Origin of the sequence: Streptomyces sp. NPDC049887, from assembly GCF_040656535.1 — a bacterium.
In the GTDB taxonomy this organism is placed as follows: Bacteria; Actinomycetota; Actinomycetes; order Streptomycetales; family Streptomycetaceae; genus Streptomyces.
Genome location: NZ_JBFAMM010000011.1, coordinates 168429 through 182544, shown reverse-complemented (window position 1 = coordinate 182544; position 14116 = coordinate 168429). Strand labels below are relative to the sequence as shown.

The 14116-nt window shown below is 70.1% G+C and carries 15 protein-coding genes and 2 pseudogenes; 3 read left to right on the top strand and 14 right to left on the bottom strand.

Features of this window, described 5'->3' with window-relative positions:
• Positions 1-42: 42 nt before the first annotated feature.
• From AB0J10_RS16465 to AB0J10_RS16455, 3 genes and pseudogenes are all read right to left on the bottom strand, one after another.
• Positions 43-912 (bottom strand): Cof-type HAD-IIB family hydrolase, encoded by an 870-nt coding sequence (locus AB0J10_RS16465; protein WP_363062039.1) that lies wholly within the window; start codon positions 910-912, stop codon positions 43-45.
• Between the two features lie 104 nt (positions 913-1016).
• Positions 1017-1147, bottom strand: a pseudogene (locus AB0J10_RS16460) (LLM class flavin-dependent oxidoreductase); the annotation flags it as partial.
• 245 nt (positions 1148-1392) lie between these two features.
• Positions 1393-1752 (bottom strand): zinc ribbon domain-containing protein YjdM, encoded by a 360-nt coding sequence (locus tag AB0J10_RS16455; protein WP_363062037.1) that lies wholly within the window; start codon positions 1750-1752, stop codon positions 1393-1395.
• 236 nt (positions 1753-1988) lie between these two features.
• Between AB0J10_RS16455 and AB0J10_RS16450 the strand changes: the two genes are divergently transcribed.
• On the top strand, positions 1989-2735 hold the full coding sequence (locus AB0J10_RS16450; RefSeq protein ID WP_363062035.1) for a carbonic anhydrase: 747 nt from the start codon (positions 1989-1991) through the stop codon (positions 2733-2735).
• Positions 2736-2774: 39 nt separating this feature from the next.
• Here the strand turns inward: AB0J10_RS16450 and AB0J10_RS16445 are convergent, their stop codons facing one another.
• The 7 genes from AB0J10_RS16445 to AB0J10_RS16415 all read right to left on the bottom strand — a co-directional run bounded on the left by AB0J10_RS16445 (position 2775) and on the right by AB0J10_RS16415 (position 7615).
• Positions 2775-3659 carry an IS982 family transposase gene (locus tag AB0J10_RS16445; RefSeq protein WP_363062033.1) on the bottom strand — a complete coding sequence of 295 codons (885 nt, stop codon included), beginning with the start codon at positions 3657-3659 and terminating at the stop codon, positions 2775-2777.
• A gap of 62 nt (positions 3660-3721) precedes the next feature.
• Positions 3722-4057: a metalloregulator ArsR/SmtB family transcription factor gene (locus AB0J10_RS16440; RefSeq protein WP_363062120.1), complete on the bottom strand. Its 336-nt coding sequence runs from the start codon at positions 4055-4057 to the stop codon at positions 3722-3724.
• Positions 4058-4270: 213 nt separating this feature from the next.
• Complete coding sequence (locus AB0J10_RS16435) at positions 4271-4681, bottom strand: STAS domain-containing protein (RefSeq protein ID WP_363062031.1); 411 nt, start codon at positions 4679-4681, stop codon at positions 4271-4273.
• Positions 4682-4702: 21 nt separating this feature from the next.
• Complete coding sequence (locus tag AB0J10_RS16430) at positions 4703-5107, bottom strand: ATP-binding protein (protein ID WP_363062118.1); 405 nt, start codon at positions 5105-5107, stop codon at positions 4703-4705.
• 17 nt (positions 5108-5124) lie between these two features.
• Positions 5125-5547 (bottom strand): pyridoxamine 5'-phosphate oxidase family protein, encoded by a 423-nt coding sequence (locus AB0J10_RS16425; RefSeq protein WP_363062029.1) that lies wholly within the window; start codon positions 5545-5547, stop codon positions 5125-5127.
• Positions 5544-7199: a SulP family inorganic anion transporter gene (locus AB0J10_RS16420; protein ID WP_363062116.1), complete on the bottom strand. Its 1656-nt coding sequence runs from the start codon at positions 7197-7199 to the stop codon at positions 5544-5546. The genes AB0J10_RS16425 and AB0J10_RS16420 overlap by 4 nt, the downstream gene beginning before the upstream one ends.
• 74 nt (positions 7200-7273) lie before the next feature.
• Positions 7274-7615 carry a metalloregulator ArsR/SmtB family transcription factor gene (locus AB0J10_RS16415; protein ID WP_363062114.1) on the bottom strand — a complete coding sequence of 114 codons (342 nt, stop codon included), beginning with the start codon at positions 7613-7615 and terminating at the stop codon, positions 7274-7276.
• A gap of 212 nt (positions 7616-7827) precedes the next feature.
• On the opposite strand from AB0J10_RS16415, the pseudogene AB0J10_RS16410 reads away from it, so the two are divergent.
• Positions 7828-8100 (top strand): annotated as a pseudogene (locus AB0J10_RS16410) (DUF664 domain-containing protein); the annotation flags it as partial.
• Positions 8101-8379: 279 nt separating this feature from the next.
• Entirely contained in the window at positions 8380-9282 is a 903-nt protein-coding gene (locus AB0J10_RS16405) for an LLM class flavin-dependent oxidoreductase (RefSeq protein ID WP_363062027.1), read from the top strand.
• 218 nt (positions 9283-9500) lie between these two features.
• Here the strand turns inward: AB0J10_RS16405 and AB0J10_RS16400 are convergent, their stop codons facing one another.
• The 4 genes from AB0J10_RS16400 to AB0J10_RS16385 all read right to left on the bottom strand — a co-directional run bounded on the left by AB0J10_RS16400 (position 9501) and on the right by AB0J10_RS16385 (position 13869).
• On the bottom strand, positions 9501-10043 hold the full coding sequence (locus AB0J10_RS16400) for an RNA 2'-phosphotransferase (protein WP_363062025.1): 543 nt from the start codon (positions 10041-10043) through the stop codon (positions 9501-9503).
• A gap of 138 nt (positions 10044-10181) precedes the next feature.
• Positions 10182-11123, bottom strand: coding sequence for a MerR family transcriptional regulator (locus AB0J10_RS16395; protein ID WP_363062023.1), 942 nt, complete (start codon positions 11121-11123; stop codon positions 10182-10184).
• A gap of 116 nt (positions 11124-11239) precedes the next feature.
• Positions 11240-13024, bottom strand: a complete 1785-nt coding sequence (locus AB0J10_RS16390) for an SDR family oxidoreductase (RefSeq protein ID WP_363062021.1) — start codon at positions 13022-13024, stop codon at positions 11240-11242.
• The gene (locus AB0J10_RS16385) at positions 13021-13869 is read right to left on the bottom strand and encodes a M24 family metallopeptidase (protein ID WP_363062019.1); all 849 of its coding nucleotides are present in this window, start codon (positions 13867-13869) and stop codon (positions 13021-13023) included. The genes AB0J10_RS16390 and AB0J10_RS16385 overlap by 4 nt, the downstream gene beginning before the upstream one ends.
• Between the last annotated feature and the right edge of the window lie 247 nt (positions 13870-14116).

Here is a 14116-nt window from a genome sequence, read left to right as displayed (position 1 = left end):
GTCGGCGGCCCGGCCAGACGGGCCGCCGACGGGTCCCGGACGCTACGACCGCGGGCTGGCGCCGTGCGACGCGGCGAGGAGCCGCTCGATGACGACCGCGACACCGTCGTCGTTGTTCGCCACGGTCCGGCCGGACGCGGCGGCGACCACGTCGGGGTGGGCGTTGCCCATGGCGAACGACGTGCCCGCCCACGTCAGCATCTCCACGTCGTTCGGCATGTCGCCGAAGGCCACGACCTCGTCCGACGATATGCCGCGCTCCGCGCAGCACAGGGCGAGCGTCGAGGCCTTGGACACCCCGAGGCCGCTCACCTCCAGCAGCGAGGTCGGGCTGGAGCGGGTGATGGTGGCCAGATCCCCGGCGGCCGTGCGGGCCAGGGTGAGGAAGCCGTCGGGGGTCAGCTCGCCGTGCTGGGCGAGCAGCTTGAGCACCGGGACCGCGGACCCCGGCTCCTCCTCGTGCAGCAGCTTCTCGGCGGCGGCGACCGTGGCGCCGGGGTCGAGGTGGAAGGGCGGGTAGCCGGGTTCGTAGTGGATCCCGGTGGCGGTCTCGACCGCGAACGTGGTCCCCGGTGCCGCGTCGCGCAGCCTCCGTACGACGTCGAGCGCGTTCCCGCGCTCCAGCGGACGGACCTCCAGCAGTTTCCCACCGGCGTGCAGATCGACCACCGCCGCGCCGTTGGCGCAGATGGCCAACCCGTGGCCGTGCACATGGTCGCTGACGACGTCCATCCAGCGTGCCGGGCGGCCCGTGACGAAGAAGACCTCGATACCCGCCTCCTCCGCCGCCGCGAGTGCGGCGATGGTGCGCTCCGAGACGGACTTGTCGTCGCGCAGCAGGGTGCCGTCGAGATCGGTGGCGATCAGCCGGACGGTCGGGGGCAGCGGCAGAGGATCGGTAGCTGAGGTCACCTGTGCATTCTCGCGTACCCCCTGCACGGCCGTGCAGGGGGGCGCACATCTGAGTGGCCGTCCGCTGGCTCCCTGTAATCGGGGCGCCGTCGGGCCGTGCGGGATCAGCCCAGCCGGGAGACGGCCTCGGCGGGGATGCGCTCGAAGACGGACCGGTCGGCGGCGAAGACGGAGTCGTCGATGGGCCACAGTGGACGACGATCTCGGTGAAACCGAGCTCCGCGTCCCGGCCTGCCTCGGCGCAGGCCTTGCCGAGCTTGGCCAGCCCGTTCCGTGCCTCCCGGGCCGTGTAGAAGCGGCCCTCGGAGGTCGTGCCGGCGGGCTCGCGCGGCAGCCTGTCGAGCAGGGGCACATCGTCAGCGGCTCGGACGATGAGCGCGCGGTTTCGCTCACCGGAGCAGTCAGGAGGCCGGTGGGCAGATCAGGATGATCAAGGGCTGGGCAGGGGAGCGCACACTCCCGGAGCGCCCCTTCGTTGGTTCAGGCCTTCTTGACCACGCTTGACTTGAGCTGCATGGCGCCGAATCCGTCGATCTTGCAGTCGATGTCGTGGCCGTCGACCCCGTCGACCAGGCGGATGTTGCGCACCTTGGTGCCCGCCTTGATCCCCGAAGGGCTGCCCTTGACCTTGAGGGCCTTGACGACGGTCACGGTGTCGCCGTCGTTCAGCACGTTCCCGACGGCGTCCTTGATCACTCGGTCGCCGGAGGTACCTGCTTCATCCACCCCGGCGACGGTGGGAACCCACTCATGGGCGCACTCTGGGCAGACCATCAGAGCGTTCATCTCATAGGTGTACTCGCTGGAGCACTTCGGACACGGGGGCAGGCTTGCCGTCATCTGTCTGTCCTTGCTTGGTGTGTACGTGCGGGCCGAGCCGTTGGGGCGGCCGGTTCGGCGGCGAAATCAGGATATCTGAATTGCAAAATTCTGCAATTTGCCACATCGGAGCGGCGGGCACCGAGGCGGGAACCATGTCGGCCTGGCTCGGGCCGTTGTCCAAGACTTCCTCAAGGTCGGGCCAAGCCTGAAACGGCAGCCCGCGTTCCGGCCTGGAGGCACTACCTTGCCCCTTCATGACAGGCAATGCTGAACGCCCTGTAGCCCTTGGGCGGCGTCGGCTTGTCCGGGCCGCGCTGACGGGAGCCGTGGCGGGGGCCGCCGGGCTGGTGTCCGATTCCCCCACGACCTCGACCTTCACTCACGTGGACGGGAAGGGACTGCGGCCCAGGACTCCCGAGTCGGCGCTTCGGGAACTCACGGCAGGCAATACCCGCTGGCGGACGTTCCATGAGCGACATCCGGACCAAACGCGGTCGGTTCGGCGGACTTTGGTCTCCGGGCAGCATCCCTTCGCCGTGGTTCTGGGCTGCGTCGATTCCCGCGTCCCTCCGGAACTGGTCTTCGACCAGGGTCTGGGTGATCTGCTGACGGTTCGCTCGGCGGGTTCCGTCCTTGATGAGGCAGTCCTCGCCAGCATCACCTACGGGGTCCACGAGTTGGCGATCCCCCTCGTCGTCGTACTGGGTCACCAGTCGTGCGGAGCCGTCAGCGCCGCCGTCCAGGCCGCTGAGGGGAGGATGCGACTGCCCGGCCATATGCAATACCTGGCCGACCAGATCCATCCGGCAATCGACCGCACCCTTCACGGGGCGGCGCGCGTGGATGCGGCCATCACGGCGAACGTACGGCTGGTCTGCTCCCGCCTGACCGTCGAGCCGGCCTTGGCGGAGAAGGTCACAGCGGGCAAGCTCGCCGTGGTCGCGGCCCGGTACGAACTGACCAGCCAGCGGGTTCACCAGATCCACTGGCCGCAGCCGTAGGGCCGTGCCGTGCTGCCTAGATGAGTGAGTCCGATGTCTTCAGTGGTCGTAGGCGATCAGTGATCGTTTGATTGCGGCGTTGGTGGTCCAGTTGTGCCAGATGCCGGCGGCGAGGGCGAGGAGTCGTTGTCCTGTGCGAGCGAAGACTCCGGCTGGGGTTCTGCCGCCGTGCTGTTCGAGGCTGAGCTGGCCTTTCAGGGTGTCGATGATGGCCTCGATCCACTGACGGAGCCGGGCGATCTTGCCGTGCCGGACCGGCTCGTCCTTGCGGTCCGGCCGCACCAGGTGGGCGCCGAGCCGCTCGGCGACGAACGCTTCGAACTCCTTGCCCGCGAAGCCCTTGTCGGCGAGGATCACCTGCCCTTGGCGGACGAGGTGGTGGTCGCGTTCCAGCAGCGCGGCCATCACCTCCCGCTCGCCGATCTTGGGGTTGGCCAGGCACCAGGTGACGGGCATGCCCTCGGCGGTGGTGACCAGGTAGAGCCGGAATCCCCAGAAGAAGCGGGAGTGGGAACGGCAGAAGCCGTAGCCGCAGTGCCCGGCGAGGTCGGAGCGTTTGACGGTCTCGCGGGAGGCCGCGCAGGGCAGTGGGGTGGAGTCGATCAGCCGCAGGTCGTCGTTCCAGGTAGGCACCTGCCGGGCCAGCGCCTCGATCACTCGGCTGATCAGCGGCCCGGCGGCGTTCAGGCGCCTGTTGTAGGCGGACTGCTGGGGCAGGTAGCGGAACAGGTGTCCGAGTCGGGCATGAGCGAAGCGGATCCAGTGCCGAGCCGAGGGAAAGCCGAGCAGGACCTGGGCGACCGCCAGGCACAGCAGTTCGGCGTCCGTCAGTTTCGGGGGTCGCCCGATCCGGCGACAAGGCGCCACATGGTCGTCGATGAACACGTACAGTGCCGCCAGAAGGGCGTCCAGGTTTGTCTTCACACACTGACCAACGGGCGCCCTTCGCCATGGTTGCGACCAGCCCAAACATCGGACTCATTCATCTAGGTGTGGCGGCTGGCCTTGAGGTCGGCCAGGAGTTCGGCCTGGCCTTCCAGGACGCCGGAGAGGATGCCACGGGCGACCCGCAGGAGCTCGGCGATCTGGGGGTGGGTGAGCTTGTAGTACACGTTGGAGCCCTCCCGGCGGGTGACCACCAGGTTCGCCTTGCGCAGGACGGCCAGCTGCTGGGAGAGACTCGCGGCCTCCACGCCGACCTCCGGCAGCATCTCCGCGACCGCGTGCTCGCGCACGGCCAGAAGCTCCAGGACCCGGATGCGGACCGGGTGCCCCAGCGTTTTGAAGAACTCCGCCTTCAGCTGGTACAGCGGTGCGCTCACCTCGGTACCCCTGCCGTCACTGCCCATCTCATCCACCCGGAACCGTTCCTTCGTAGGGACAGCCCATCGTCCCTCTTCGCACCTTGCGACCTCCACAATTGCAGATCCCTGCAACTCCTGGGACCCGTGAGTGGCCTTCGTGACGTTCGGCCCCCGCCTTCGTGTGGCACTCGGCCCCGGCTGCCCGAGAGGCGGGCCGGGCGCCTGCTGGAGTCAGGTGATGGCAGGTGCTTCGGAATGCCGGGTGTCGGGCCAGTCATCGGTCGCCCACTGCTTGATCGTGCCGTGGGCCCCGTGGGCGGCCAGGGCCGCGGCGAGGTCGCAGTGGACGGGGACGGCAGGGCAGGTGGCGTCGGGGACGAGGGAGCCGTCCGCGGGAATCGCCGCGAGTTCCAGGCGCCGCCCGTGCTGGGCGAGGCGGCGCGCGGCCTGGGCGACGGCGATCTGTCCGCCGGCCGACCAGCCCAGCAGTCCGGTCAGGTCCAGGATGACCGGGCCGGTGCCCCGGGCCAGTGCCCAGCCGATGGCGCCGGTGAACCGGTCGGTGGCGTCCGCGCCGAGATACCCGGCCAGGGACAGAACGCCCAGGTCCTGACGGGTGGTGTAGCGCCATTCGATCGTCATGTTCGGTTCCTCGGTCGGTATCTACAGGGGGAGAGTGATCCAGATGGCCTTGCCGCGGCCGTCCGCGTCCGGCCGCACGACGGCGGTGCCGCCAAGCTCCATCGTCAGTTCGACCACGGTGGCCAGGCCGCTGTCCGGGGCGGTGGCGAGCGTCCCGAACAGGGCGGGCTGGTAGGGATGGCGGTCATGGACGGAGAACGCGAACGCGCCCGGCCCGTGCGCGTAGGTAACGGTGATCATCGGTGAGGTCACGGCGGCGTGCCGGACGGCGTTGGTGACCAGCTCCGCCACGATCAGCAACGCCGGCCCGACGCTCGGATGACGAAGCCCCACCCCGCACTCCACCAGGACCGACTCGGTGGTCTCCCGGGCGATGCGGACGGCCGAGCCCATGGCCGGTACGTCCAGCACGTGCCGGTAGGGCATGGTCTCCACCTGGACACTCACCGGCCCGCCCCCGTCACCGGGCGGGCCAGACGGAACCCGGACATCTGCTGCGGGTGCAGGCGCAGCAGGGTGTCGTGCGGACCGTGGGTCCAGCCGGCCAGGGTGCGCCTGTAGTGGGCGGCCTCGTCCGGGTTGCCGATGACGTCGGCCGGGCCGTGGGCGGTCACCGTCCAGCCGGTTCCGGTCGGGCTGTTGATCTCGTCGACCTGGTAGGTCAGCAGGGACCTGCCCAGCACGGCAGGGGACTGGACGGGGGCTCGGACGACGAGGCGCCCGTACTCCATGACGTGGGTGGCGGGCCGGACCGTGGCCATCTCACGCTGGAGGTAGATCAGGCGCCCCTGGGTGGAGCCTTCGAGGAGCCACAGGGCTTCGGTGCCGGAGACCTCGATGAGGCGGCGGTCGGCGGGGACGGTCATCGTGCGGCCTTCCGGATGCGGTGCAGTCGGTGATGCGTACGGGGCAGCAGACCCGCCTGCTCCAGGTGTTTACGGGCCCCGGCGATGGCTTCGGGGGTGGTCGCGTACTCGCGTCCCTCAAACCTCAACAGGTCGAGGGCGCCCACAGCGTCCAAGGCCTGACGCTGGCCGGGCCGGATACCGGACGTCATCACCGCGATACCGCGCCGGTTCAGCTTCTCCACGGCGTCCTTCAATACGAGGGCGCCGGTGGCGTCCAGGGTGGTCACCCGTGACATGCGCAGGATCACCACCCTCACGTCGGCGACCTCGGACAGTTCCAGGAGGAAACGGTGCGCGCCGGCGAAGAAGAGCGGGCCGTCGATCCGGTAGGCGACGATGTGCTCGGCCAGCAGCGCGTGCTCCTCGTCACTGTGCTCGCCGGGCAGGTCCGGGAGGAAGTCCACCTGCTCCATCCGCGCCTGACTCGCCACTGCCTTCAAAGCCAGTGCCCCCGCGACGACAAGGCCGATGATCACGGCGTAGACGAGGTCGAGGACCAGGGTCGCGGCAGCGGTCAGACCCAGTACGACCGCGTCCGAGCGGGTCGCCTTCGCCATCGCCCGCAGCGAGCCGACCTCCACCATCCGGATCGCCGTCGCCAACAGCACACCCGCGAGCGCGGCCAGCGGGATCTTCGAGACGAGAGGGGCGGCGGCGAACACGATCACCGCGAGCACGGCTGCGTGGGTGAGCGCGGCCAGGCGGGAGGAGGCACCGGTACGTACGTTGACCGCCGTGCGGGCTATCGCGGCGGTGGCGGGTACGCCGCCGAACAGCGGGGCGGCCAGGTTCGCAATGCCCTGCCCGAACAGCTCCTTGTCCGGATCGTGCTTCTGCCCGACCGTCATCCCGTCCGCCACGGTCGCCGACAGCAGCGACTCGAGCGCGGCCAGCGCGGCCACCGCCACTGCGGGAGCCAGCAGGGAACCGAGCGCCGAGGGGGCAAGGAAGGCGATGGAAGGGGCGGGGAGCCCGGAGGGCAGCTCTCCGATCGGGGCCGCCGCGTCCAAGCGGAATGCCTGGGCGATCACAGTCGCGGCAATCACCGCGACGATGGAGAACGGGATCGCCGGCTTCCACCGGGCCCCTGCGAGCATCACCGCAGCCACGGACACGGACAGGCCGATCGCGGTCCAGTTCGGGAACGCCACGAACTCCACGACCGCCCGCCAGGCCACCAGCAGCACCTTCTCGCCCTCGGGCTTGTCCACACCGAGCGCGTTGGGTATCTGCTGCAGACCGATCACACACGCGATACCGAGGGTGAAGCCCTCCACCACGGGTGCCGGCACAAACCGCATGTACTGCCCGGCCCGCAGCAACGCGAGACCGATCAGCAGGACACCGGCCATCAAACCCACGGTCAGGACGCCGCCCGGCCCGTACCGGGCCACGATCGGCACCAGGACCACGGTCATCGCACCCGTAGGGCCGGACACCTGGAGATTCGACCCGCCGAACAGAGCCGCGAGCGCGCCCGCGACCACTGCGGTGGCAAGCCCCGCCTCCGCGCCCAGGCCCGAGGAGACCCCGAAACCGAGCGCGAGCGGCAACGCGACGATCGCCACGGTGAGACCGGCCAGGAGATCCCGTCGGGGGTTACGCCCCATGGCCGCGAACTCGGCCCGGGTCGGCAGCACGGAACGCAGCCGACCGAGCACTGAGGTCAGGAGAGCGTTCACCGTCACGAGGTCCGAACCTCGGACTCGCGCAGCTCCTCCAGAAGCTCACTCTGCCCGGCCAGCACCTCCGTCAGGATCCGACGCGCCGCCCGCATCAGCTGCGCGACGTCCCCGCCAGCCAGCTCATAGACCACGGTTGAGCCATCGCGCACCGATGTGACGATCCCCGACCGGCGCAGCACTGCGAGCTGCTGCGACAACGCCGACGGCTCCACATCGATCGCGGCAAGAAGGTCACGTACCGGCATCGGAGCGTCCTGGAGCAGCTCCAGAACCCTTATCCGCACAGGGTGCCCGAGCATCCGGAAGAACTCGGCCTTCGCCTGATACAGCGGAACCGGCACGGTCACGCACCCTTCTCACCACCCCGAGCGGGGCAAACGGCTTGGTGCTGTGCCCGCGGCTACCTACGGACACAGCAATCACAGCATCTATGAAATTGCAGACTTCTGCAATTCACCGATTCGCCCCCCTCTACCGGTCGCTGCGGGCTGACAGGATCTTGAGACCACGAGTAGCCCATGGCAGGCTCATGCCGCATGATCGACGAATTCGCGACGCGACGATCAACGAACTCTCCCTCAACGCCCCCGGCCACGTGCCGTGGTGGCCGAAGCCCCATCCCAACACGAACCTGTTCGCCGTCATGCTCCACGTCCTCGGCGAGACCATCCGGCACGCCGGCCACGCCGACATCCTGCGCGAGGGCCTCGACGGCCGGACCGGGCTGCGCGCCGAACAGGAAAAGCCGATCGACGAGGAAGCCCGCGCAGCGCACTGCGCGAGGATCGAGCAGGCCGCCAGGTCGGCCGCACCAATCAGGGCTTGACCGGCCGTCCGGCCTCGGCCAGGGACGCATCCATGGTTGCGGTTCTGGTTGCATTCGCCTCCGTCCGTGACCGTCCGGACGGAGGCCAACAGAACGCTCCGCAGCACATCAGCACGCGTGCGGCCCCCGGCGGACCCCCGTACGAACATGTGCAGAGCGTGTTGGGGAGCGATCCTCACCGGGCTTCCACCGGGGAGATGCACACCGTCGCCTCCTCGGCTCGAGCACGGGGGACGAGGAATTGCCGGCGCTCTGCGTGACGGACGTAGGCTCGTGGTCATGAGTTTGCGCCTGAGCACCGTGATCCTTCCCGTCCACCGCTGGCACGAGGGAGGCCGTGAGCGCTGGCAGGGTGCCGAGGAGCTGGGCTTCCACGCCGCGTACACCTACGACCACCTCTCCTGGCGGACCTTCCGCGACGGTCCCTGGTTCGGCGCGCTGCCCACCCTCACGGCCGCCGCGACCGCCACGGAACGCCTGCGTTTGGGCACCCTCGTAACCTCCCCGAACTTCCGACACCCTGTGACCCTCGCCAAGGAGCTGATCTCCCTGGACGACATCTCTGGCGGCCGGATCATCCTGGGCATCGGGGCCGGCGGCAACGGCTTCGACGCCACCGCGCTCGGGCAGGAGGCGTGGACGCCGCGCGATCGGGCCGACCGGTTCGGCGAGTTCCTCCCCCTGCTGGACCGGCTGCTCACCGAGGACGCCGTGAGTCACACCGGCACCCACTACTCCGCCGACGAGGCCCGGAACATCCCCGGCTGCGTCCAGCACCCCCGACTGCCCTTCGCGGTGGCCGCGACGGGCCCGCGCGGCCTCAAGCTGGCCGCCCGACACGGCCAGGCGTGGGTGACCACCGGCGATCCGAAGCTGTACGAGGAAGGCACCCCGGAGCAGTCGGTCGAGGCCCTCCGCGGCCAGGTCGAGAAGCTCGGCAAGGCCTGCGCGGACACCGGCCGGGACGTCGCCGAGCTCGACAAGATCCTGCTCACCGGCTTTACCCCGGACCGGGGCCGCCCGTTGGAGTCCGTCGATGCCTTCGTGGACTTCGCCGGCCGCCACCAGGAGCTGGGCTTCACCGAGATCGTGGTCCACTGGCCCATCCCGGACTCCGACTTCGCCGCCGACCAGGCCGTCTTCGAGAAGATCGCCACAGAGGCCCCGGGCCAGCTCGCCTGACCGGACGTTCGCGTGGATGATCCCGCGGTGGAGGGTCTCCTGCCTCAAGAACGGCAACGGGCCTGGCGTGGAGCGCACGCCAGGCCCGTTTGTCATCGAAAGCCCCAGGCCAGGCTGTGATGTACGAACGAGGCCTGACCGAGGTCACCAGGGTGCCCAGACGCATGCTCCGCGTCACCTTCGCCGCGGCGGTGAGCGTGGGGACGGCTGCCGATCCCTCAGCGGGGAAAGCGCAGGTACCGCGGGGGGACGCCGTCCGTGAGCCAGACGCCGTTGGCGCTGACGTGGAAGACGTGACCGGCGCGGTGCATCGCTGCCGCGTCCACGGTGAGGACGACGGGGCGGCCCCTGCGGGCGCCGACCCGGGTCGCCGTCTCCCGGTCGGGGGAGAGGTGCACATGGTGGCGGGCCATCGGGCGCAGCCCCTCGGCCCGGATCGCGTCGAGGCTGCGGGCGACCGTGCCGTGGAAGAGGCGCCCGGGCGGCTCGGCGGCCGGCAGACCCAGGTCCACCTCCACGGTGTGGCCCTGATTCGCCCGGATCCGGAGGCCGTCGATCATGAAGCGCCGTTTGTCGTTCGCCGCCACCACGTGGTCCAGCTCGTCCCGGGTGATGGGGAAACCGTTCGCGGCCGCCGCGCGCAGCAGCTCCTCGATCGCGATCCAGCCGTTCGCGTCCAGCATGATCCCGATGCGCTCCGGCTGGTGCCGCAGGTGTTTCGCGAGGTACTTCGACACCCTCACGGTGCGGTGTTCGTCCATGTCCTCAGGGTGCCGCCGGAGGTCGACGCGCCGCCACGAGATTTTCATCCGGACGACAGCGGTCGAAATGTTTGGTCCACAGCCAACTCGGTTTATCCACAGCAGAATTGGCGCTGCTGTGGACAACTGCGGTCGCCGTCAGATGTTTTGATCAACATCGCTGGTATCGCGTCCGTTTGCCGTCAGCGCGTCCAATGTCCTTGCATGTACCTCCCTTTCCGCGGCGGCGGCGATGAAGTCCGCCACATGCGCTCGCCCAACAAGCCCTTCCACGGCGCGAATCGTCTCCGCGGGGAGAGTCACCCGGCGCGGGTCACCGCCGCTCTCCAGGGCACCCTCGGTGCCGAGGTGGTACTGCAGCTGGCGCGTGGCGAACCGCCGCATGGCACGGGCCAGTTCGGCGTCGAGGGTCTGCTGGGCGAGGGGCCGCAGCCGGCGTACCATCGACGCCGCCTCCGCCGCTTCGGTGTCCGTCGGAGGCCGATGGCCGAGATAGCGGGCGAAGACGTGCTCGGTGGTGAACTCCAGGAAGCGCGAGGCTATGTGCTCCACCTGTCCCCGAAGTTCCCTCAGATGTCCTGAGATTGCGACCAGCGGGACGCCGGCAGCGTGCAACTCTGCTGCCACTGCCAGCTCCTGGGGGCTCGGCACCAGGAACTCGTCGTCCCGGTCCGGAATGCGTTCCAGTACGCCGAGGTCCACCGCCTCGGCGATCGCCTGCTCGTCGGGCTGACCTCCGAAGGCCGCTTCCAGTTCCGTCCGGCTTATCCGGTCGGCCTTCTCGTCGGTCCAGGGGCCGTGGACCTCCGCGACGAGCCCCAGCACACCGCCCAGCCCCCGCCCCGAGTCCCAGGCATCCAGGAGTTCCTTGATCGAGGCGAGGGTGTACCCGCGGTCGAGCAGGTCGGCGATCTGGCGCAGCCGTGCCAGATGGGAGTCCCCGTACACGTTCGACCGGCCGCGACGCTCCGGTTTGGGCAGGAGTCCGCGGTCCTGGTAGGCGCGAATCGTCCGGACCGTCGCCCCGCTGTGCTGGGCGAGGTCCTCGATCCGGTACTCCACCGCAAGCTCCCCGGACACGACCACTCCTCACTGCTCCACGACGGCCGGCAGGCCCCGCCTCTCGCGGGCGCCTCCGAGCCGGGACGCCACCGCCCGGCCGGGGGGCCGGTGCGGCGCGACCACATCATGACCGCTCACAGCGGAGGCTCCAACCGGGCCACCGTCCGCAGGGCCCCGGGTGCGAACCGGGACAGCAGCCGGGCGCCCCGGGCCTCCGGGGTCACCGGCACCACCGCCTCGTCGTCGAGGACGGCGCGGAGGATCGCGGCGGCCACCTTCTCCGGGGGGTAGTTGCGCAACGCGTAGAGCTTCGAGCTCTTCTTCCGCCGCCGATTCTCCTCCTCCTCGGAGACTCCGGCGAAGCGCGCCGTGGCCGTGATGTTCGTGTTCACGATGCCGGGGCAGATCGCCGAGACCCCGATGCCGCGGCCGGCCAGCTCCGCCCGCAGGCACTCGCTCAGCATCAGGACCGCGGCCTTCGACGTCGCGTACGCGGGCAGGGCCCTGGAGGGCTGAAAGGCGGCTGCCGATGCCGTGTTGACGATGTGGCCGCCCTGGCCGCGCTCGGCCATCTGCCCGCCGAAGATCCGGCAGCCGTGGATGACCCCCCACAGGTTGACGTCGAGCACCCGGCGCCAGTCGTCGGTGGTGGTGTCCAGGAAGGAGCCGGCGAGCCCGACCCCGGCGTTGTTCACGAGCACGTCCACGACGCCGTACTCGCCGGCGACCTTCTCGGCGAGCTTCTCCATCGCCGCCTCGTCGGAGACGTCGACCGTCTCGGGCCATGCCTCCGGCGCTCCGATCAGCCGGGCCATCTCCGCAGTCCTGGCGGCCCCTTCGCCGTCCCGGTCCACGGCGACCACGCGCGCTCCGGCCTCGGCGAACGCGAACGCCGTCGCCCGTCCGATACCGCCGGCCGCGCCCGTCACCAGCACCAGCTGCCCGCCGAACCGCTCCGCGTACTCCACCGGAGATCCCGTCGCGGGAGTGCGCCGGGAGTGGCCGGAGGTGCCTCCTTCCTCGTGGGTGGTCACGAACTCGGCTATCCAGCGCCCCAGTTGATCGGGGCGGGTGCGGGGCACCCAGTGCTTGCCCGGCAGAGTGCGCCGCACGAGCCGAGGGGCCCACTGGGCGAGGTCGTCGTAGAGCCGCTCGGAGAGGAACGCGTCACCGGTGGGGGTGATCAGCTGTATCGGCACGTGCGTGTATGCATCGGCGCGGGGGCGGAGCAGCCGGAAGCGGACGTTGTCGCGGTAGAGCCAGGCTCCGTGCGCCGCGTCCGACGGCAGGGAGGCGGTGGGGTAGTCACCGCTCGGTACCTTCTCCATCCGCTCCAGGATCTTCGGCCACCGCCGGCCCAGCGGCCCGCGCCAGGCCATCTCGGGCAGTGCCGGGGTGTGCAGCATGTACACGTACCAGGACCTGGCGCCCTGGCCGAGGAGCTGCCCCACCCGCCGCGGAGTGGGCCGGACCGCACGCTTCTTGATCCAGTGGCCGAAGTGGTCGAGCGACGGGCCGGACACGGACGTGAACGAGGCGATCCTCCCCTCGGTCCGCTTCACCGTGACGAACTCCCAGGACTGCACCGAGCCCCAGTCGTGGCCCACCAGGTGAACCGGCCGGTGCGGGCTGACGGCGTCCGCCACCGCCAGGAAGTCGTCCGTCAGCTTCTCCAGGGTGAAGCCTCCGCGCAGCGGCACCGGAGCCGTGGAGCGGCCGTGGCCCCGGACGTCGTACAGCACCACGTGGAACCGGGGCGCCAGTCGGGACGCGACCTCGGACCACACTTCCTTGCTGTCCGGATAGCCGTGCACCAGCACGACGGTCGGCTGCCGCTCGTCACCGAGCTCCGCCACGCACAGCTCGATCCCGCCCGTGCGCACCCGGCGCTCGCGCGCTCCCTCGATGCCCGGGCTCACGCCGCCTCCTCCGCGGTCCGGCGCCGCACGTGCGGCAGGTCGTCGTCCAGCCAGAACGCGCTCTGCTCCGGGTCCTTCGAGTCCGTGACCACCAGGATCTCCTCGAACTTCGCGCCCGTCCCGCGGAAGCCGAGGTGGGGTTCCACCGCCCAGAGCCCCGGTTGCGGTGGATGGTCGGAGGAGCGGCGGGGCGACCACAGGGGCGACCAGCCCTCCCGGTGGCCGCGCAGCGCGTCGCCCGCCAGGCCCTTCAGCGACTGCGTGCCGAACCCGAACAGCGTCGGCGGCCAGCGCCGCCGTCCGACCCGGTCGACCTTGTGGGCGATGACGCCGAACGGATGCGCCCGGTGCCGGTTGGCGTATCCCTGGCGCACCATGAGCCGGTCCACGTCCTCGTAGATCTCCCGGAGGGAGCGGCGCTCGCGCACCTCGCGCAGGATGAGTTCCCGGTGTGCCCGGAGGTCTGCCAGCAGCCTGTCGAGCAGGGGGTGGGGCCCCAGGCATCCCGAGTAGCCGATGTCGGCCGTGAAGCCGTTGTGGACCGGGGCCATGTCGAGGATGAACGGCATCCCCGCCTCGAGCCTCCGGTCGGTCGGGAAGAACTGCAGCGGTATCCGGAAGCCCGTGAACGCCGTCCGGTCGCCGAACCAGGCGAAGGGGAGATGGAACCAGTCCCGCACCCCGCGCCCGTGCAGCCAGCGGCGCTGCATGCGCGCCGCCTCCCGCTCGGTCACCCCGGGCCGCAGCTGCGCCGCGACCGCCTCCGCGCATTCATAGGCCAGGCGCTGCGCCTCCCGGAACCCCCGCAGCTCCGCGGTTCGTTCGCTCATCACTGCCGAGGTCATGCCACCGTCCCGTCCGGATCCGACGCATAGCGTCCGTGTGCCTGTGCGGTACGTGCTCGTAACGTGACACTGATGACTGTGACAATGCCCGAAGGCTGCGTCAAGGGGCCTGCGGACGCCTGTGGACGACCGCCGGCGCACCATGGCCGTCTCCTCCTCCGGCGTTGCCCCCTACGGGTCCGTACGCCTGGAGTCGGATGCGGAACCAGCCGCCAGGGCTGACGCCGGGTGTGGTGTGCACCACTAC

Bases quoted from the DNA above. Each gene is read 5' to 3' on its own strand.
- AB0J10_RS16455 (WP_363062037.1), bottom strand. From the start codon at position 1,752: ATGACGGCAAGCCTGCCCCCGTGTCCGAAGTGCTCCAGCGAGTACACC.
- AB0J10_RS16450 (WP_363062035.1), top strand. From the start codon at position 1,989: ATGACAGGCAATGCTGAACGCCCTGTAGCCCTTGGGCGGCGTCGGCTT.
- AB0J10_RS16435 (WP_363062031.1), bottom strand. From the start codon at position 4,681: ATGACGATCGAATGGCGCTACACCACCCGTCAGGACCTGGGCGTTCTG.
- AB0J10_RS16430 (WP_363062118.1), bottom strand. From the start codon at position 5,107: ATGCCCTACCGGCACGTGCTGGACGTACCGGCCATGGGCTCGGCCGTC.
- AB0J10_RS16425 (WP_363062029.1), bottom strand. From the start codon at position 5,547: ATGACCGTCCCCGCCGACCGCCGCCTCATCGAGGTCTCCGGCACCGAA.
- AB0J10_RS16420 (WP_363062116.1), bottom strand. From the start codon at position 7,199: ATGGGGCGTAACCCCCGACGGGATCTCCTGGCCGGTCTCACCGTGGCG.
- AB0J10_RS16405 (WP_363062027.1), top strand. From the start codon at position 8,380: ATGAGTTTGCGCCTGAGCACCGTGATCCTTCCCGTCCACCGCTGGCAC.
- AB0J10_RS16400 (WP_363062025.1), bottom strand. From the start codon at position 10,043: ATGGACGAACACCGCACCGTGAGGGTGTCGAAGTACCTCGCGAAACAC.
- AB0J10_RS16385 (WP_363062019.1), bottom strand. From the start codon at position 13,869: ATGACCTCGGCAGTGATGAGCGAACGAACCGCGGAGCTGCGGGGGTTC.